This is a genomic window from Streptococcus oralis (assembly GCF_023109155.1).
In the GTDB taxonomy this organism is placed as follows: domain Bacteria; phylum Bacillota; class Bacilli; order Lactobacillales; family Streptococcaceae; genus Streptococcus; species Streptococcus oralis_BZ.
The window spans coordinates 394,760-412,428 of record NZ_JALDUA010000002.1 but is presented as its reverse complement, the minus strand read 5'-3'; the positions used below and the strand labels follow the sequence as shown (position 1 = coordinate 412,428).

19 protein-coding genes and 1 other annotated feature are annotated in these 17,669 nt (G+C 40.8%); of the genes, 13 read left to right on the top strand and 6 right to left on the bottom strand.

Annotated features, from left to right (window positions below):
- The first annotated feature begins 1 nt into the window (after nucleotide 1).
- From M1F63_RS06040 to M1F63_RS06015, 6 genes are all read left to right on the top strand, one after another.
- The gene (locus tag M1F63_RS06040) at nucleotides 2-1,750 is read left to right on the top strand and encodes an ABC transporter ATP-binding protein (protein WP_247940963.1); all 1,749 of its coding nucleotides are present in this window, start codon (nucleotides 2-4) and stop codon (nucleotides 1,748-1,750) included.
- A gap of 100 nt (nucleotides 1,751-1,850) precedes the next feature.
- Nucleotides 1,851-3,110 carry a TRZ/ATZ family protein gene (locus tag M1F63_RS06035; RefSeq protein ID WP_070697316.1) on the top strand — a complete coding sequence of 420 codons (1,260 nt, stop codon included), beginning with the start codon at nucleotides 1,851-1,853 and terminating at the stop codon, nucleotides 3,108-3,110.
- Nucleotides 3,111-3,171: 61 nt separating this feature from the next.
- Nucleotides 3,172-3,307: a sequence feature (ribosomal protein L10 leader region), on the top strand.
- 38 nt (nucleotides 3,308-3,345) lie between these two features.
- Nucleotides 3,346-3,846, top strand: coding sequence for a 50S ribosomal protein L10 (gene rplJ, locus M1F63_RS06030; RefSeq protein ID WP_001287274.1), 501 nt, complete (start codon nucleotides 3,346-3,348; stop codon nucleotides 3,844-3,846).
- 74 nt (nucleotides 3,847-3,920) lie between these two features.
- Nucleotides 3,921-4,289, top strand: a complete 369-nt coding sequence (gene rplL, locus M1F63_RS06025) for a 50S ribosomal protein L7/L12 (RefSeq protein ID WP_001196964.1) — start codon at nucleotides 3,921-3,923, stop codon at nucleotides 4,287-4,289.
- A 411-nt stretch (nucleotides 4,290-4,700) separates the two neighbouring features.
- Nucleotides 4,701-5,603 (top strand): DUF2268 domain-containing putative Zn-dependent protease, encoded by a 903-nt coding sequence (locus M1F63_RS06020; RefSeq protein ID WP_247940962.1) that lies wholly within the window; start codon nucleotides 4,701-4,703, stop codon nucleotides 5,601-5,603.
- Nucleotides 5,604-5,665: 62 nt separating this feature from the next.
- Complete coding sequence (locus tag M1F63_RS06015; RefSeq protein WP_247940961.1) at nucleotides 5,666-6,034, top strand: EXLDI protein; 369 nt, start codon at nucleotides 5,666-5,668, stop codon at nucleotides 6,032-6,034.
- A gap of 160 nt (nucleotides 6,035-6,194) precedes the next feature.
- On the opposite strand, the gene M1F63_RS06010 is transcribed toward M1F63_RS06015, so the two are convergent.
- A complete protein-coding gene (locus M1F63_RS06010) occupies nucleotides 6,195-6,680 on the bottom strand; it encodes a GNAT family N-acetyltransferase (RefSeq protein ID WP_125328390.1) in 486 nt (161 codons plus the stop codon).
- A 31-nt stretch (nucleotides 6,681-6,711) separates the two neighbouring features.
- Nucleotides 6,712-8,058 carry an NADP-specific glutamate dehydrogenase gene (gene gdhA, locus M1F63_RS06005; RefSeq protein ID WP_247940960.1) on the bottom strand — a complete coding sequence of 449 codons (1,347 nt, stop codon included), beginning with the start codon at nucleotides 8,056-8,058 and terminating at the stop codon, nucleotides 6,712-6,714.
- Nucleotides 8,059-8,263: 205 nt separating this feature from the next.
- Between gdhA and M1F63_RS06000 the strand changes: the two genes are divergently transcribed.
- The 7 genes from M1F63_RS06000 (at nucleotide 8,264) to M1F63_RS05970 (ending at nucleotide 14,760) form a co-directional block, all read left to right on the top strand.
- Nucleotides 8,264-9,199, top strand: coding sequence for a dihydroorotate oxidase (locus M1F63_RS06000; protein WP_247940959.1), 936 nt, complete (start codon nucleotides 8,264-8,266; stop codon nucleotides 9,197-9,199).
- Between the two features lie 32 nt (nucleotides 9,200-9,231).
- Nucleotides 9,232-10,269: a DNA polymerase III subunit delta gene (holA, locus tag M1F63_RS05995; RefSeq protein WP_247941007.1), complete on the top strand. Its 1,038-nt coding sequence runs from the start codon at nucleotides 9,232-9,234 to the stop codon at nucleotides 10,267-10,269.
- A 69-nt stretch (nucleotides 10,270-10,338) separates the two neighbouring features.
- The gene (sodA, locus tag M1F63_RS05990) at nucleotides 10,339-10,944 is read left to right on the top strand and encodes a superoxide dismutase (protein WP_247940958.1); all 606 of its coding nucleotides are present in this window, start codon (nucleotides 10,339-10,341) and stop codon (nucleotides 10,942-10,944) included.
- Nucleotides 10,945-11,099: 155 nt separating this feature from the next.
- A complete protein-coding gene (locus M1F63_RS05985; protein ID WP_247940957.1) occupies nucleotides 11,100-11,630 on the top strand; it encodes a YutD family protein in 531 nt (176 codons plus the stop codon).
- Nucleotides 11,631-11,650: 20 nt separating this feature from the next.
- Nucleotides 11,651-12,736, top strand: coding sequence for a dual-specificity RNA methyltransferase RlmN (rlmN, locus tag M1F63_RS05980; RefSeq protein ID WP_247940956.1), 1,086 nt, complete (start codon nucleotides 11,651-11,653; stop codon nucleotides 12,734-12,736).
- Between the two features lies 1 nt (nucleotide 12,737).
- Nucleotides 12,738-13,217 carry a VanZ family protein gene (locus M1F63_RS05975; RefSeq protein ID WP_000163102.1) on the top strand — a complete coding sequence of 160 codons (480 nt, stop codon included), beginning with the start codon at nucleotides 12,738-12,740 and terminating at the stop codon, nucleotides 13,215-13,217.
- 1 nt (nucleotide 13,218) lies between these two features.
- Nucleotides 13,219-14,760 (top strand): ABC-F family ATP-binding cassette domain-containing protein, encoded by a 1,542-nt coding sequence (locus M1F63_RS05970; RefSeq protein ID WP_247940955.1) that lies wholly within the window; start codon nucleotides 13,219-13,221, stop codon nucleotides 14,758-14,760.
- A gap of 42 nt (nucleotides 14,761-14,802) precedes the next feature.
- On the opposite strand, the gene M1F63_RS05965 is transcribed toward M1F63_RS05970, so the two are convergent.
- The 4 genes from M1F63_RS05965 to M1F63_RS05950 form a co-directional block, all read right to left on the bottom strand.
- On the bottom strand, nucleotides 14,803-15,042 hold the full coding sequence (locus M1F63_RS05965; RefSeq protein ID WP_000600216.1) for a zinc-ribbon domain-containing protein: 240 nt from the start codon (nucleotides 15,040-15,042) through the stop codon (nucleotides 14,803-14,805).
- Nucleotides 15,043-15,069: 27 nt separating this feature from the next.
- Nucleotides 15,070-15,876 (bottom strand): peptidylprolyl isomerase, encoded by an 807-nt coding sequence (locus M1F63_RS05960; protein ID WP_247940954.1) that lies wholly within the window; start codon nucleotides 15,874-15,876, stop codon nucleotides 15,070-15,072.
- Nucleotides 15,877-15,948: 72 nt separating this feature from the next.
- Nucleotides 15,949-16,761, bottom strand: a complete 813-nt coding sequence (locus M1F63_RS05955; protein WP_045591646.1) for a Cof-type HAD-IIB family hydrolase — start codon at nucleotides 16,759-16,761, stop codon at nucleotides 15,949-15,951.
- 13 nt (nucleotides 16,762-16,774) lie between these two features.
- On the bottom strand, nucleotides 16,775-17,518 hold the full coding sequence (locus tag M1F63_RS05950; protein ID WP_045590969.1) for a DeoR/GlpR family DNA-binding transcription regulator: 744 nt from the start codon (nucleotides 17,516-17,518) through the stop codon (nucleotides 16,775-16,777).
- Nucleotides 17,519-17,669: the final 151 nt, after the last annotated feature.

The following is a 17,669-nucleotide window of genomic DNA, read 5'->3' as shown; positions in this document are numbered from 1 at the left end:
CATGAAACGACAAACTGCAAACCAGACGCTCAAGCGTTTGGCTAAGGATTTATTAAGCCATCCTTTCCTCCTTTTCCTAGCCTTTCTAGGAACTATTGCCCAAGTTGGCTTATCAATTTACTTACCTATTCTGATTGGGCAGGTCATTGACCAGGTCCTAGTTGCTGATTCTTCACCAGTTTTTTGGCAGATTTTCATTCAGATGATCTTGGTAGTCATAGGAAATACTCTGGTACAATGGGCCAATCCTCTTCTTTATAATCGTCTAATCTTCTCTTATACCAAAGACTTGCGAGAGCGAATCATTCATAAGCTCCATCGTTTACCAATTGCTTTTGTGGATCGGCAGGGCAGTGGAGAGATGGTCAGTCGTGTGACTACAGATATAGAACAGTTGGCAGCTGGCTTGACCATGATTTTTAACCAATTTTTCATTGGCGTCTTGATGATTTTGGTTAGTATTCTTGCAATGCTCCAAATTCATCTCCTCATGACCCTCATGGTCTTGTTGTTGACGCCACTGTCCATGGTGATTTCACGCTTTATTGCCAAACGCTCCTATCATCTCTTTCAGAAGCAAACAGAGACGAGGGGGATTCAGACTCAGTTGATTGAAGAATCGCTTAGCCAGCAGACTATTATCCAGTCCTTCAATGCTCAAACAGAGTTTATCCAAAAACTGGATGAGGCGAATGCCAACTACGCAGGCTATTCTCAGTCAGCCATCTTTTATTCATCAACGGTTAATCCTTCGACACGCTTTGTCAATGCGCTCATTTATGCCCTTCTTGCTGGAGTGGGAGCCTATCGTATCATGATGGGTTCAACCTTGACCATTGGGCGTTTAGTGACTTTTTTGAACTATGTCCAACAGTACACCAAGCCCTTTAACGATATTTCTTCTGTTCTAGCCGAGTTGCAAAGTGCTCTCGCTTGCGCAGAGCGCGTCTATGCTGTCTTAGAAAGTCCAGAGGTGGCTGAAACAGGTAAGGAAATCTTGACTAGTGACCAAGTGAAGGGAGCCATTTCCTTTAAACATGTTTCTTTTGGCTACCATCCTGAAAAAATCTTGATTAAGGATTTGTCTATCGATATCCCAGCTGGTAGCAAGGTGGCCATCGTTGGTCCGACAGGTGCTGGTAAGTCAACTCTCATCAATCTCCTCATGCGTTTTTATCCTATTAACTCGGGAGATATCTTGTTAGACGGTCGTTCTATTTACGATTATACCCGAGCATCATTGAGACAGCAGTTTGGCATGGTGCTCCAAGAAACTTGGCTCAAGCAAGTGACCATTCATGACAATATTGCCTTTGGAGATCCTGATGCCAGTAGGGAGCAGGTGATTGCTGCTGCAAAGGCAGCCAATGCAGACTTTTTCATCCAACAACTGCCGCAGGGCTATGATACCAAACTGGAAAATGCGGGTGAATCACTCTCTGTTGGTCAGGCTCAGCTTTTGACCATTGCGCGTGTCTTTCTGGCTATTCCCAAGATTCTTATCTTAGACGAGGCAACTTCCTCCATCGATACACGGACAGAAGTGCTGGTACAGGATGCCTTTGCCAAACTCATGAAGGGGCGCACAAGCTTTATCATTGCTCACCGTTTGTCAACTATTCAGGATGCGGATCTGATTCTAGTCTTGGTGGATGGTGACATCGTGGAGCATGGTAACCATCAGGATCTCATGGCTAGAAAGGGCAAGTATTACCAAATGCAAAAGGCTGCAGCTTTTAGCTCTAAATAATCCTTTCTATTTTGAAATCTTATGGACAAAAAAAGTTGCCTTCGGGTGACTTTTTTGTTACAATAGCTAGAAAAAATCAGGGTCTTAGAAGGAGAAAACAATGAAAGTCTATCAGCATGTAAATATCGTGACTTGTGACCAAGATTTCCATGTTTATTTGGATGGTGTCTTAGCCGTTAAGGATTCTCAAATCGTCTATGTCGGCCAAGAGGAGTCAGAGATTTTAGAGCAAGCTGAGCAGATTATAGACTATCAGGGAGCCTGGATCATGCCTGGTTTGGTTAATTGCCACACCCATTCTGTCATGACAGGTTTGCGAGGAATTCAGGATGACAGCAATCTCCACGAATGGCTCAATGACTATATCTGGCCAGCAGAAGCAGGATTTACTCCCGATATGACTACCAAGGCAGTCAAAGAAGCTCTGACAGAGATGCTCCAGTCAGGAACAACAACCTTCAACGATATGTATAATCCCAATGGTGTGGATATTGAGCAAATTTATCAGGCAGTTAAGGCTTCCAAGATGAGTTGTTATTTCTCACCGACCCTCTTTTCTTCAGAGGCAGAAACAACTGCTGAGACCATAAGCAGAACCCGAGCCATCATAGAGGAAATCTTAGGATATGAAAACCCAAATTTCAAGGTTATGGTAGCTCCACATTCTCCCTACAGCTGTAGTAGAGACTTGCTGGAAGCGAGCTTAGATATGGCAAAAAAGCTGGACATTCCTATCCATATCCATGTGGCAGAGACCAAGGAAGAGTCAGGAATTATCCTCAAACGCTATGGCAAACGTCCCCTCGCCTTTCTAGAAGAACTGGGTTATTTAGATCATCCGTCTGTCTTTGCTCATGGGGTCGAGCTAAACGAGCGAGAAATTGAACGCTTGGCAACTTCTCATGTGGCAATCGCCCATAATCCTATCAGTAACCTCAAACTGGCCTCAGGGATTGCTCCAATCATCCAACTCCAAAAAGCAGGAGTAGCAGTCGGAATTGCGACAGACTCGGTTGCTTCCAATAACAATCTAGATATGTTTGAGGAAGGACGGACAGCAGCCCTTCTTCAAAAGATGAAAAGTGGAGATGCCAGCCAATTTCCTATCGAAACAGCCCTTAAGGCACTGACAATCGAAGGAGCTAAGGTTCTAGGAATGGAAAAGCAGATAGGAAGCCTAGAAGTCGGCAAACAGGCAGATTTTCTGGTCATTCAACCACAAGGAAAAATCCATCTTCAACCTCAGAAAAATATGCTCTCTCACCTCGTTTATGCTGTCAAATCCAGTGATGTTGATGATGTTTATATCGCTGGAGAACAGGTGGTTAAGCAAGGCAAAGTTTTGACAGTAGAGATTTAAAAAAATTTAAAAAAAGTTTGCAAAAATCTTGCATTCTTTTTTTGTCTATGCTATACTTATATACGGTTTGAAAAAACTGCCTAAGACAGTAGGGGAGCTCGACTCATAAAGATCCTACCGAGGACAAAACGTATCATGTAAAAAGAAGCGTATTGTACTTTCGTGTCTAGGTTTGGGCGCGTTTTTCTTTTGGAAAAATTCCCCAAGCAAAATAATTACGGAGGTGAACACACTAATGAGTGAAGCAATTATTGCTAAGAAAGCGGAACTAGTTGACGTAGTAGCTGAGAAAATGAAAGCTGCTGCATCAATCGTCGTTGTAGACGCTCGTGGTTTGACAGTTGAACAAGATACAGTTCTTCGTCGTGAGCTTCGTGGAAGCGAAGTTGAGTATAAAGTAATTAAAAACTCAATCTTACGTCGTGCAGCTGAAAAAGCTGGTCTTGAAGATCTTGCATCTGTTTTTGTTGGACCATCTGCAGTAGCATTTTCTAACGAAGATGTTATCGCACCAGCGAAAATCTTGAACGATTTTGCTAAAAACGCTGAAGCACTTGAAATCAAAGGTGGTGCAATCGAAGGCGCTGTCGCATCTAAAGAAGAAATCGTTGCTCTTGCAACTCTTCCAAACCGCGAAGGGCTTCTTTCTATGCTCCTTTCTGTACTTCAAGCGCCAGTGCGCAACGTTGCTCTTGCAGTCAAAGCGGTTGCAGACAACAAAGAAGACGCAGCTTAATCTTAAGCTACGCAGCGTAGCTTAGCTACGAAAAAACTATTATAAAATTAAAAACTTATTTGGAGGAAATAACAATGGCATTGAACATTGAAAACATTATTGCTGAAATTAAAGAAGCTTCAATCCTTGAATTGAACGACCTTGTAAAAGCTATCGAAGAAGAATTTGGTGTAACTGCAGCTGCTCCTGTAGCTGTTGCTGCAGCTGGTGCTGCTGACGCTGGTGCTGCTAAAGACTCATTTGACGTTGAGTTGACAGCTGCCGGTGACAAAAAAGTTGGCGTTATCAAAGTTGTACGTGAAATCACTGGTCTTGGACTTAAAGAAGCTAAAGAACTTGTTGATGGTGCACCAGGTGTCATCAAAGAAGGCGTTCCAACTGCAGAAGCTGAAGAAATCAAAGCTAAATTGGAAGAAGCTGGAGCTTCAGTTACTCTTAAATAATAGAGCAACTACATTAGTAGCTTAAAAACATGATAAAACCGCTATTCTTAGGAGTAGCGGTTTTTCTTTTTATATTTCATGGGGTACAAATGGGGCAAACTAATTATATAGTTTATCTAGGAGACAAACAAGTTTTGAATAATAGGCTTTCCATAAAAAATGATACAAGTTTTTACCCTTCAGGATTTATTTTTTTCTGCTATCATCATTCCTATGAACAGTAGAAAAGTAAGTTTTTAATTTATTGATACTCCGGATATTACAATCTCAGTATTAAAGAACTTTATTGAAGGTAATTTTCGAACGGTTTGAGGTAATTTCAATGAAATTTTAATAGATATTTCAATTTTCTTCTTGACCCTGACCTTAGGGAAGGGATTATACTAATAGTAAATAAGAAAGGAGATTACTATGAAAATCAATATGATTCGTTCAGATAAAGTTTACCAAGAGATGCTCGAGCTCCCTTTAGAAAAGAGAGAAGGTTGCTTTCGAGCTAAAATATTAGCACCTTTTGCAACCAAATACCAAACGCAACACATTCCTCTGAAAGCAAAGTATTCTGGAGGATTTGATGCTCTTTTCCTACTTGGTTTTATGAATCAGTTACCCTCAACTCTCTCAGAAAAGGATAGACCAGCTATCGACTCTCTGAGCTCTGATCAACTCTGGCAGGACTGCCAGGATACCATCAAAAGGAGTATTGGGCTTTTTGAGCAGGCTGGCTATAACTTAGAGGTTGAGGATTACCATTTTACTATTTTATTGGGCAATCCAGAAAAACCTATGCTACAGATTAATAAGGGATACAGTGGAGATGGTGGAATTCCAGGCTACCTCATGCTTAGTCTACTACCAAATGACTATACTTTGCCACGAGTACAAGCAGCGCTAGCTCATGAGTGCAACCATAATGTCCGCTTCCAATTTATCAAATGGAATCAGCAGACGACATTAGCAGACTGGGTAGTCAGTGAAGGCTTGGCAGAGTCTTTTGCGGCTGAGCTCTATGGTAAGGATCTCATTGGGCCTTGGGTTACTTCAACCAGTCCAGAGCAGTTAGAAGAGATTAAGCCCATCATCTCAAGTCAGCTTCAGCTAACAGGGATGGCGGAAATGGCTCCTTATCTATACGGTGATGAAATCGCGGAGATACAGGGTCAAATACCGGTTGGAATGCCCTATGCTGCAGGCTATGCTTATGGTTATCATCTGATACAAGCCTATCTGAAAAAGACTGGCAAGACTATTATTGAAGCAACAGTGACGCCTACAGAAGAGATTTTAGAGGCGACTAAAGACTTTTGGAAATGACACTTTGGCTTGATAATCTGCCAAAATCTGATATAATGTAGGTAGTTTCTGGAGGTGACTATATGTACTATAAAAGAGTTGAATTGAAAGTCACAAATCAAGGTATTCATGAGCACAAGATTTTTCAAGGTGTTAAGATTTTCAGTCGCAGTAAATTATCCAAAGATCAGAAAAGTATTCTAACACAGAAGCTTTACCTGACTCTGAAGCAAAACATCGTTTACTATCAACGTACAGACGTTAACTATGACCAGAACTGGCATCATAATAAGGACTATTACGAATTAGCTTATGGTCAGATGGATAGAGAGACGGTTTTTAAGGTTTGCCAAGATTTTGACGAACTAAGTCCTTTTCTGGAAAATGAACTGCTGGAGAAGTTAAAAGAAAAGCAGTTAACAGGCAAATTTTTTGAAAAATTAGATATATAAAAATCCGGCTGCTTTTATAAGCAGTCGGATTTATTCTAGTGTGATAGTGCTGAAACAATACCTTTACTATCATAGCCTTGGCTACATTTTTAAAAGTTATTTTAGCTGTCTTGAGGAGCTTGATACTGATGTCCTCAAGTCGACCATAGTATATTGCCATCTATTCATCTGATGAGAAGGATTTTATCATCCAGATATTCATAGCTGGGTGGCCGGCAGCGTTAGAAAGTGGTTCTTGCAGTGATGTAAAACCATAGTGCTGATAGATGGACACAGCCGTAGCCAGTTCAGTAGAGGTTTCTAGATAAAGCTGTTCATAACCTGCTAGGCGGGCTTCCTGGAATATTCGCTTTATCAACCTGCTGGAATAACCTTTGCCACGGCTATTTTTAGTGACATACAGTTTTTGTAATTCAGCAATCTTATCGGACACAGGTGCAAAGCCACCACAGCCAACCAGCTGTCCTTCATCTTCCAGAACAAAGTAAGCTGCTCTCTCTTGCTGTTGATAATAGTCGGCCAAATGATCTAGATGAGAATCAAAGTAGACAGTTCCTGGTTTGTCAAGCCCGAATTCTTCTAGGCTGGCTCGAATGAGCTGCGCTACAGCTGGATTGTCTCTTACTTCCATTGGCCGTAAGTTCATCATTTGTCCTCCGATAGGATGTATCGACTAATTAAACAATACCTTGTGCAATCATAGCGTTTGCTACGTTTTCGAAGGCAGCGATATTTGCTCCTGCAAGGTAGTCAGTACCAAGTCCGTATGTTTCAGCAGTTGTTTTAGCTGTATTGAAGATGTTGGTCATGATGTCTTTGAGGCGTCCATCAACTTCTTCACGGGTCCATGAAAGGCGAAGGCTGTTTTGGCTCATTTCAAGTGCTGATACAGCTACACCTCCAGCGTTGGCAGCTTTGGCAGGTCCGTAAAGGATTCCGTTTTCTTTGTAGACTTTAATCGCGTCAAGGTCGCTCGGCATGTTGGCACCTTCTGATACGCAGATAATACCTTGAGCAACCAAACGTTTAGCAGCGTCACCATTGATTTCGTTTTGAGTCGCACATGGAAGAGCGATGTCGTAGTTCTCAGCGTAAGTCCAGACAGAACCTTCATGGTAAGTAGCAGTTGCTTTCTCAGCTGCATACTCAGTCAAACGAGCACGGCGTTTTTCTTTAACATCAACCAAAAGGTCGAAATCAATACCGTTTTCATCGATGACATAACCGTTTGAGTCAGATACAGAGATGACAGTAGCGCCAAGTTCAGTTGCTTTTTGAAGAGCGTATTGAGCTACGTTACCAGAACCTGAAATGACCACTTTCTTACCAGCAAAACTGTTACCATTAGCTTTGAGCATTTCTTCAGTGTAGTAAACCAAACCATAACCAGTTGCTTCTGGACGAATCAAACTACCACCAAATCCAAGAGGTTTACCAGTCAAGACACCCGCATCAAATTGGTTAAGACGTTTGTATTGTCCGTAAAGGTAACCAATTTCACGTCCACCAACACCAATATCACCAGCTGGAACGTCAAGTGATGGTCCGATGTATTTTTGCAATTCAGTCATGAAGCTTTGGCAGAAGCGCATCACTTCAGCATCAGTTTTGCCTTTAGGATCGAAGTCTGATCCCCCTTTACCTCCACCGATAGGAAGTCCAGTCAAGACATTTTTAAAGATTTGTTCGAATCCGAGGAATTTCAAAATCCCTTGGTTTACAGTTGGGTGGAAACGAAGTCCGCCTTTATATGGTCCAACAGCTGAGTTGAATTGAACACGGTAACCACGGTTGACTTGTACTTTACCTTCACGGTCAACCCAAGGAACACGGAAAGAAATCACGCGCTCAGGCTCAGTGATGCGTGCCAAGATGTTTTCTTCGATATACTCAGGATGTTTTTCAAATACAGGTTCCAAAGTGCTGAAGAATTCTTCAACCGCCTGGAGAAATTCAGCCTCATGCCCGTTACGAGCTGTTACAGTTTCAAACACGCTTTGGATATATTCTTTAGCAGATGTCATATCGTTCTCCTTTTTGTTGTTATATTTTATTACATGAGCCATTATAGCAGAATTTTTTTTGAGTGTAAAGAAAAAAACAGAAATTTTCTAAAAATTCTTTCAATTTACAAAACCGAACGTTTTATATAGAAATTAGTTTCTCAAAGAGAAAATCTTAAAGTATGGTATAATATTAGAAATAAAAGGAATCAGGAGGATTAGAATCATGGTATCAACGAAAACACAAATAGCTGGATTTGAGTTTGACAATTGCTTGATGAATGCAGCGGGTGTGGCTTGTATGACGATAGGAGAGCTTGAAGGGGTCAAAAACTCAGCGGCAGGTACTTTTGTTACGAAGACTGCGACCTTGGACTTCCGTCAGGGAAATCCTGAACCACGTTACCAGGATGTTCCACTTGGTTCTATCAACTCCATGGGCTTGCCAAATAATGGCTTAGACTACTATCTGGACTATCTTTTGGACTTGCAGGAAAAAGAGCCAAACCGTACTTTCTTCCTATCTCTAGTTGGCATGTCTCCAGAAGAAACACATACCATCCTGAAAAAAGTTCAAGAGAGCGAGTTTAAGGGACTGACAGAGCTTAATCTTTCTTGCCCAAATGTTCCAGGAAAACCTCAGATTGCCTATGATTTTGAAACAACAGACCGTATCTTGGCAGAAGTATTTGCCTACTTTACCAAACCTCTTGGAATCAAGTTGCCACCATATTTTGATATTGTCCACTTTGATCAAGCGGCAGCTATTTTTAACAAGTATCCACTTAAGTTTGTCAACTGTGTTAACTCTATCGGAAACGGTCTTTACATAGAAGACGAGTCAGTCGTGATTCGTCCTAAAAATGGTTTTGGTGGCATTGGTGGAGAGTATATCAAACCGACTGCTCTAGCGAATGTGCACGCCTTTTACCAACGTTTAAATCCCCAAATCCAAATCATCGGAACGGGTGGCGTTCTTACGGGTCGTGATGCCTTTGAACATATCCTCTGCGGTGCTAGTATGGTGCAAGTAGGGACCACTCTTCACAAAGAAGGTATCAGTGCTTTTGAACGCATTACCAATGAACTAAAAGCAATCATGGCGGAAAAAGGATACGAGAGCCTAGAAGATTTCCGTGGGAAATTGTGCTATATTGATTAAGTTTAATAAAAAATCAGAAGAAAGGAGAGATGATGCTTGCCATTGAAGACAGTCAGACGTTGACTTTATCAAATCTATCTAGCTTGAATCTATTTACAGGGACAGATCAGGGCCAGTTTGAAGTTATGAAGAGTCAAGTGTTGAAACAGATTGGTTATGATCCAGCTGATCTCAATTTTGCTTACTTTGATATGAAAGAAGTAGCTTATAAAGACTTAGAGTTGGAGCTGGTCAGTCTCCCTTTCTTTGCGGATGAGAAAATCGTGATATTAGACCATTTTGTCGATATCACAACAGCCAAGAAACGCTTTTTAGCAGATGATGAGCTCAAGTCGTTTGAGGCATACCTTGATAACCCTTCGCCAACAACCAAGTTATTGATATTTGCAGAAGGAAAGCTAGATAGTAAGAGACGGCTGGTCAAATTGCTCAAACGAGATGCGACTGTATTTGATGCTATTGAACCCAAGGAACAAGAACTGCGCCAGTATTTCCAAAAATGGAGTCAGACACAAGGTCTGCAGTTTGTGGGGCAATCCTTTGAAAATCTACTTCTCAAGTCTGGTTTTCAATTTAGTGAAATCCAGAAAAACCTCCTTTTTTTACAGTCTTATAAATCAGACGGCGTGATTGAGGAGAAGGATATTGTCGAGGCTATTCCAAAGACTCTGCAGGACAATATTTTTGATTTGACTCAGCTTATTTTAGTTAAGAAGATTGACCTGGCCCGTGACCTGGTTAGAGACTTGACCTTGCAAGGGGAGGATGAGATCAAGCTCATAGCTGTCATGTTAGGACAGTTTCGTACCTTTACCCAAGTGAAGATTTTATCAGAAACTGGTCAGACGGAATCGCAGATTGTAAGCAGTCTGGGAACTTACTTGGGGCGCAATCCTAATCCTTATCAAATCAAGTTTGCACTGAGAGATTCGAGAGGGATTTCTTTGGCCTTTCTCAAGCGAGCGATTTCTTATTTGATTGAAACAGACTACCAGATTAAGACAGGTGTCTATGAAAAAGGCTACCTGTTTGAAAAGGCACTTTTGCAGATCGCGACAGAGGCAAATTGAGCAAAAAACTTGAAAAAAGAGGATGATTGCGTTATCATTTTCATATAGAAAGAAAAAGAGGTATTACAGATGGCTATTATCTTACCAGACCTTCCATACGCATACGACGCTTTGGAACCATACATCGATGCAGAGACAATGCACTTGCACCATGACAAGCACCATCAAACCTACGTCAACAATGCCAATGCTGCTCTTGAAAAACACCCTGAAATTGGTGAAGACCTTGAAGCTTTGCTTGCTGATGTAGATTCTATCCCAGCTGATATCCGTCAAGCACTTATCAACAATGGTGGTGGACACTTGAACCACGCTCTTTTCTGGGAATTGATGACTCCTGAAAAGACTGCTCCTTCAGCAGAACTTGCAGCAGCAATCGATGCAACATTTGGTTCATTTGAAGAGTTCCAAGCAGCCTTTACAGCAGCAGCTACAACTCGCTTCGGTTCTGGATGGGCATGGTTGGTTGTCAACAAAGAAGGGAAGCTTGAAGTGACTTCAACAGCAAACCAAGATACACCAATCTCAGAAGGCAAAAAACCAATCTTGGGCTTGGACGTTTGGGAACATGCTTACTACGTGAAATATCGCAATGTACGTCCTGACTACATCAAAGCTTTCTTCTCAGTGATTAACTGGAACAAAGTAGATGAGCTTTACGTAGCAGCCAAATAATAAAATATGGAGGGAAGAGTCAATCTTCTCTTTTTAAGGTTATAAAGCAGAAGTCTGACAGAATCGTCAGACTTTTTTCATTTTTATGAGAAACGTGCTAACTGCTAGAAATTATGGTAAAATAAAGTGTTAAGTAATCGTGGAAAAGGAAGACTATGCGTAAAGAAATTGCACCTGAATTATACAACTATAACAAGTTTCCTGGCCCAGAATTTCAGGTAAATGGGGATAAGGTTGAGACTGAAGGGATTGCTTTTACCTTGGTTGAAAATATCAAGGATGCCTTCGATGTGACAGTCTTTAATCAACGCTTCTCAGAAGTGTTGACCAAGTTTGATTATGTCGTGGGGGACTGGAGCAATGAACAGCTTCGCCTTCGCGGTTTCTACAAAGATGAACGTACTGAGGAAAAAAATGAAAAGATTAGTCGCTTACAAGATTATCTTTTGGAGTACTGTAGTTATGGTTGTGCTTATTTTGTCTTAGAAAACCAAGCACCTAAGCGTGCGTCATTTGACAAGAAAATGCGTAAAAAGGAAGAGGAAAACCTTCCTAGAAGAGGAAAGAAACCTTCGCAAAACAAGAGAAAACCAAATGCGGATAAGAGAAATAGACGTCGTCATAAGGACCAAAAGTCTCAGAAAGAGGACAAGGGACAGCGCCATTTTGTCATTCGTCAGAAATAGATAGAGAATAAGGAGAAGAGATGAAACCGTCTATTTATAGTTTAACACGTCAAACCATGCAAGAATGGGTATTAGAACAAGGAGAAAAGAAATTCCGAGCAGATCAAATCTGGGAATGGCTTTACCGTAAACGTGTCCAGTCATTTGAAGAAATGACCAACCTTTCCAAGGGTTTGATTGCCAAGCTCAATGACCAGTTTGTGGTCAATCCTTTGAAACAAAGGATTGTACAAGAGTCAGCTGACGGTACGGTTAAGTATCTTTTCGAGTTGCCAGATGGCATGTTGATTGAGACAGTACTCATGCGTCAACACTACGGTTTGTCAGTCTGTGTGACCACTCAGGTTGGCTGTAATATCGGTTGTACCTTCTGTGCATCAGGCTTGATCAAGAAACAACGTGACCTCAATAACGGGGAAATCGTAGCGCAGATCATGTTGGTTCAGAAATACTTTGATGAACGTGGTCAGGACGAACGTGTCAGCCATATCGTTGTTATGGGAATTGGTGAACCATTTGATAATTACAACAATGTTTTGAATTTTGTCCGTACCATCAATGATGACAAGGGAATGGCTATCGGTGCTCGTCACATCACTGTTTCAACCTCAGGTTTGGCCCATAAAATTCGTGACTTTGCTAATGAAGGTGTACAGGTCAATCTGGCTGTGTCTCTTCACGCACCCAATAATGAATTGCGCTCAAGCATCATGAAGATTAACCGTGCCTTTCCGATTGAAAAGCTCTTTGCAGCTATTGAGTATTATATCGAAACAACCAATCGCCGTGTGACCTTTGAATATATCATGCTCAATGAAGTCAACGATGGCGTTGAACAAGCCTTGGAATTGGCTGAATTGCTCAAAAACATCAAGAAATTGTCATATGTCAACTTGATTCCCTATAACCCAGTTAGTGAACATGACCAATATAGCCGTAGTCCTAAAGAGCGCGTGATGGCCTTCTACGATACCCTCAAGAAAAAAGGGGTCAACTGTGTTGTCCGTCAAGAGCATGGTACAGATATTGATGCGGCTTGTGGACAATTACGCTCCAATACAATGAAACGTGACCGCCAGAAGGCAGTCGCAGCGGTAAATCCATAAAATGACTAAAAAAAGAGAATTAATCTTAAGATTGGGAGTGGCTATTTACAGTCTTTGCATTGTCTGTTTTTGTTTTACTCCCCAACCTCAACTTCCTACAGGAGTGGAAACTCCAGGTATTCAAACTTTTGGACGCCTGGTTTTTCTTTTAACTCCCTTAAACTCCTTTTGGAAACTGGGTGAAGTGACTAGTTTGGGACAAGTCCTTTGGATCTTTTTGCAGAACATTTTAAATGTCTTCTTGCTTTTCCCACTAGTCTTTCAACTGATCTATCTCTGCCCAAACTTGCGACAAACCAAAAAAATCATCCTTCTCAGCTTTCTACTGAGTTTAGGAATCGAGTGCACGCAACTGGTCTTAGACTTTTTCTTTGATTTTAATCGCGTCTTTGAGATTGATGATTTGTGGACCAATACCCTGGGAGGCTATCTGGCTTGGGTCCTCTATAAAGGACTGCATAAAAACAAGATAAGGAATTAGAATGAGTATTTTAGAAGTTAAAAATTTAAGTCACGGTTTTGGTGACCGTGCAATTTTTGAAGATGTGTCCTTCCGTCTTCTAAAGGGAGAGCACATCGGTCTTGTCGGTGCCAATGGTGAAGGAAAATCAACCTTTATGAGTATCGTGACTGGTAAAATGCTGCCAGATGAAGGGAAGGTGGAGTGGTCTAAGTATGTGACTGCTGGCTACCTGGATCAGCACGCTGTGCTAAAGGAAGGTCAAACCGTGCGTGATGTCTTGCGTACAGCCTTTGATGAGCTATTTAAAGCAGAAGCTCGTATCAATGACCTCTATATGGAAATGGCAGAAGACGGGGCGGATATTGATGCGCTGATGGAGGAAGTAGGAGAGCTCCAAGACCGTTTGGAGAGTCGAGATTTCTATACTTTGGATGCTAAGATTGATGAAGTAGCGCGTGCTCTCGGTGTCATGGACTATGGCATGGATACAGATGTAACAGCCTTATCAGGTGGACAAAGAACCAAGGTGCTTTTGGCTAAACTCCTCCTCGAAAAGCCAGATATTTTGCTGCTTGACGAGCCAACCAACTACTTGGATGCTGAACACATTGACTGGCTCAAGCGTTATCTCCAAAACTATGAGAATGCCTTTGTCCTTATTTCGCACGATATTCCTTTCCTCAACGACGTAATCAATATCGTCTATCATGTTGAAAATCAACAATTGACTCGCTATTCTGGTGACTACTACCAGTTCCAAGAAGTCTATGCTATGAAGAAATCTCAGTTAGAAGCGGCCTATGAACGTCAACAGAAAGAGATTGCAGAACTCAAGGATTTCGTGGCTCGAAACAAAGCGCGTGTCGCAACACGTAACATGGCCATGTCCCGTCAAAAGAAACTCGATAAGATGGATATTATTGAACTACAAAGCGAGAAACCAAAGCCGTCCTTTGATTTCAAACCAGCTCGCACCCCTGGGCGCTTTATCTTCCAAGCCAAGGACTTGCAGATTGGTTATGACCGTCCCCTTACCAAACCCTTAAATCTTACTTTTGAACGCAATCAAAAAGTTGCTATCATTGGAGCCAATGGTATTGGGAAAACAACTCTCTTGAAGTCTCTCTTGGGGATTATTCCACCAATCGCTGGAGAAGTTGAACGTGGTGATTACCTAGAACTTGGTTATTTTGAGCAAGAAGTAGAAGGTGGCAATCGTCAAACACCTCTAGAAGCGGTCTGGAACGCCTTCCCAGCACTCAATCAGGCAGAAGTTCGTGCGGCCCTTGCTCGTTGTGGTTTGACAACCAAGCACATCGAAAGTCAAATTCAGGTCTTGTCAGGTGGTGAACAAGCTAAGGTGCGTTTCTGTCTCTTGATGAATCGTGAAAACAACGTCTTAGTGCTGGACGAGCCGACCAACCACTTGGATGTAGATGCCAAGGATGAACTCAAACGGGCGCTTAAAGAATACAAAGGAAGCATTCTCATGGTTTGCCACGAACCAGACTTCTATGAAGGCTGGATGGACCAAATCTGGGACTTTAACAAGCTAACTTAAAAGCAGTAAAAAAGCCAAGTTGAAATGACTTGGCTTTTTTGACTAGTAATTTAAATAGCTTTCAACTTCAGATTTCTCAATTTCTTTACCGTAGTGGCAAATCGGACAAGAAACGAAGTAACTTTTACCATAAGGAAAAAGTGGAATCCAGTAGAGGGTAAATTTGCGTCCAGTTTCTACGATCTCCCAAGTGTCGACATTGTTACAGTGACCACATTCGATCGCAGTTTGCGTATGTCCCAAATCTTTCTGATAACCTTTAGAACCCCAAAATAAAATCATGTCATCGTCTCCTTATCTGTTGATGGCTTATTTTTTACTGAAGTCGTAGTCTTTCACCACTTCAATACTATCAATGGTGATAGCAGACGTTGGTTTGTCTTTCTCATCTTTTTCAGCTTTGGCAATCTTGTCAACAACATCCATGCCATCGATGACTTGACCAAAGACAGGGTGTTTGCCGTCTAGACTTGGATTTCCACCTTCTTTATAGGCTTCGATGATTTTCTTTGGATATTTGCTTGTAGGGAGTTTAGCTGAAATATCTGTTGAATTTTGGTTGATGAAGAATTGGCTACCGTTGGTGTTTGGTTGACCAGTGTTAGCCATAGCAAGGGCTCCTCGGATATTGTATAGGTAAGGAGAGATTTCATTTTTAAAACCAGTTCCCTTGTCCTTTGTTTTATCCTTATCATGCCAGATAGATTGGCCACCTGTACCATCTCCCTTAGGATCTCCAGTTTGGACCATAAATCCATCAATGACACGGTGGAAGGTGATGCCGTTATAGTAGCCTTCCATAGAGTGAGTAAGGAAGTTTTCAACCGCAAGAGGTGCTAGTTTTGGAAAGAGTTTGATACGGATATCGCCTTGATTTGTGTGTAAAATGACCTCAGCTTCATCTTCAGCAACTTCCTTAGAAAGTTGAGGGAAGTTGGCATTGTCATTGGTCAATGCGTCATTCAAATCTTTGGCAGCCTGAGCAGCTGCTTTTGAGCTTTCTTCTGCTGCAAGACTAGAGTCGACATAGTCATCACCACGGAGACTACGTTGGATACTAGTACATCCAACAAGGGCTACCGTTGATAGTAAAAGAAGGGTTGCTAGTTTTTTCATTGTTAACCTCTCAAAAATTCATTTCTACCATTGTACCTTAAAAGGAAGTGGATTTCAAATTTTAAAATGAGGTTATTTTGCTAATACATGTAATTTTATAGCTTGACTTACTCCATTTTGTTCATTAGAGTATGTTACTACATTTGCACAGTCTTTGACATCTGTAGGAGCATTTCCCATTGCAATACCGAGACCTGCGGTTTCAATCATGGGAATATCATTATAATTGTCACCCAAGGTCATAATCTCCTTGAGAGGAATTTGATAATAGTTAGCCAATTCTAACAGAGCCTGTTTTTTAGACACTTGATTATGTGTGACTTCAAGATAGTTATCCTTGGAGAGATAAAAGTCGGTTTGAGGGAAATCCATAATGGATAAGATGTTTTGTAGTTTCTGTATAGTGTCTGCTTTATCAATTAATAATAGTTTATGAACAAGAGTATGTTCCTCTCTTATAAAATCTGTTATAGATGTAACTTTTGGACTTTCTCCAGTAATGTTAGCTTCGATTTGTACCCATTTATCTAAAGTATTAACAAACCAATCTTGTCCAGAATAAACATTGATAGAAACTGTCGGAAATTCTCTTTTTAAAAAATCATGAAGAAATGCCAATTCTTTTTTATCAATAGAATGCTGACTTAGAACCTCATCCCCCTTACTGATTAGGGCACCATTATAGCATGCAATTGGAAAGTCGGAAATTCCTAGTTTTCTAGAAATTGGAGCAATACCGAGAGGAGAGCGAGCAGAAGCTAAGACAAAAGGGATTTCTTTTTGTTTTAAAATTGGCATCAGTTCAGGCAAATAAGAGTCTATCTGGTGATTTTTGTCTAAAATTGTTCCGTCAATATCGCTTATAATCAATTTAATATTTCTCATAGCTTCCTCCCTTTTAAAATAGAATAGTTGTTTTGCCATCTAAAGATCGCTGAATTTCTATATCGGGTTCTTTGTCTGTAATCCAATAATCAAAATCAGCTAGTTCAGACAGAATAAAGTGAGAGTGTTTACTTATTTTACTGGTTTCAGCCAGTAAGACACGAGTTTTGCTTGTTTTAAATGCTCTCTTTTTCATTAGAACATCTTCTTGGTCTTCAAAACTAACTTGACTATCTGAAAGACTTGCAGCTCCAAAAAAAGCTAAATCAAACTTAATAGAGTTTAAAATGTCCGATTCTTCTAGAGAGTAATAGAAACGATTCTTTTTATGAAACTTTCCGCCTAGAATGTGAAAATCGACATTTTCTTTTCCTCCTAGAATAAGCGCATTATCTAATGAATGACTGAAAATACTAACTTCTTTCTCAAGTATTTTAGCTAATTCTAGTACAGTTGTTGAAACATCAAAGAATAGTAGGTCTCCATTAGAAATGAGTTCCTTTGCTAGAGAGGCGATTTTCTCTTTTTCTTTGGAAGATTGTTCTCTCCTGTCTTTAAAGCCCAGTATAGGCTGTTTCTTTATTGATAGCAATCCTCCGTGAGTTCTTTGTGCTCTATTTTCCTTTGCAAGAATAGAAAAATCTCTGCGGATGGTATCTTTGGATACTTGGAAATAGTCAACCATTTCTTTTGCTGAAAGGCTTCCTCTCTCTTCTAAAAGTGTTATGATTTCTTCTAATCGTTGTGCTTGGTACATAAATTCACCTGCTTTCTGACTCTATTTTACTCTTTTTTGTAGGTGAAATCAAGCATTTATAAGTTTTTTTAATTTAAAATCAATTTATTTAAGTTTTTTGGGGCGAATCTGAAAAAATAATAGTCTGTCAAGTTTTTTTCTTGACACCTGT

Excerpts from the sequence above, each read along its gene's own strand:
- rplL (WP_001196964.1), top strand. The coding sequence starts at position 3,921 with ATGGCATTGAACATTGAAAACATTATTGCTGAAATTAAAGAAGCTTCA.
- M1F63_RS06010 (WP_125328390.1), bottom strand. The coding sequence starts at position 6,680 with ATGAACTTACGGCCAATGGAAGTAAGAGACAATCCAGCTGTAGCGCAG.
- M1F63_RS05970 (WP_247940955.1), top strand. The coding sequence starts at position 13,219 with ATGAGTATTTTAGAAGTTAAAAATTTAAGTCACGGTTTTGGTGACCGT.
- M1F63_RS06035 (WP_070697316.1), top strand. The coding sequence starts at position 1,851 with ATGAAAGTCTATCAGCATGTAAATATCGTGACTTGTGACCAAGATTTC.
- M1F63_RS05965 (WP_000600216.1), bottom strand. The coding sequence starts at position 15,042 with ATGATTTTATTTTGGGGTTCTAAAGGTTATCAGAAAGATTTGGGACAT.
- M1F63_RS06040 (WP_247940963.1), top strand. The coding sequence starts at position 2 with ATGAAACGACAAACTGCAAACCAGACGCTCAAGCGTTTGGCTAAGGAT.
- M1F63_RS05950 (WP_045590969.1), bottom strand. The coding sequence starts at position 17,518 with ATGTACCAAGCACAACGATTAGAAGAAATCATAACACTTTTAGAAGAG.
- holA (WP_247941007.1), top strand. The coding sequence starts at position 9,232 with ATGCTTGCCATTGAAGACAGTCAGACGTTGACTTTATCAAATCTATCT.
- M1F63_RS06015 (WP_247940961.1), top strand. The coding sequence starts at position 5,666 with ATGTACTATAAAAGAGTTGAATTGAAAGTCACAAATCAAGGTATTCAT.
- M1F63_RS05985 (WP_247940957.1), top strand. The coding sequence starts at position 11,100 with ATGCGTAAAGAAATTGCACCTGAATTATACAACTATAACAAGTTTCCT.
- M1F63_RS06000 (WP_247940959.1), top strand. The coding sequence starts at position 8,264 with ATGGTATCAACGAAAACACAAATAGCTGGATTTGAGTTTGACAATTGC.
- M1F63_RS05975 (WP_000163102.1), top strand. The coding sequence starts at position 12,738 with ATGACTAAAAAAAGAGAATTAATCTTAAGATTGGGAGTGGCTATTTAC.
- rlmN (WP_247940956.1), top strand. The coding sequence starts at position 11,651 with ATGAAACCGTCTATTTATAGTTTAACACGTCAAACCATGCAAGAATGG.
- gdhA (WP_247940960.1), bottom strand. The coding sequence starts at position 8,058 with ATGACATCTGCTAAAGAATATATCCAAAGCGTGTTTGAAACTGTAACA.
- rplJ (WP_001287274.1), top strand. The coding sequence starts at position 3,346 with ATGAGTGAAGCAATTATTGCTAAGAAAGCGGAACTAGTTGACGTAGTA.
- M1F63_RS05955 (WP_045591646.1), bottom strand. The coding sequence starts at position 16,761 with ATGAGAAATATTAAATTGATTATAAGCGATATTGACGGAACAATTTTA.
- sodA (WP_247940958.1), top strand. The coding sequence starts at position 10,339 with ATGGCTATTATCTTACCAGACCTTCCATACGCATACGACGCTTTGGAA.
- M1F63_RS05960 (WP_247940954.1), bottom strand. The coding sequence starts at position 15,876 with ATGAAAAAACTAGCAACCCTTCTTTTACTATCAACGGTAGCCCTTGTT.
- M1F63_RS06020 (WP_247940962.1), top strand. The coding sequence starts at position 4,701 with ATGAAAATCAATATGATTCGTTCAGATAAAGTTTACCAAGAGATGCTC.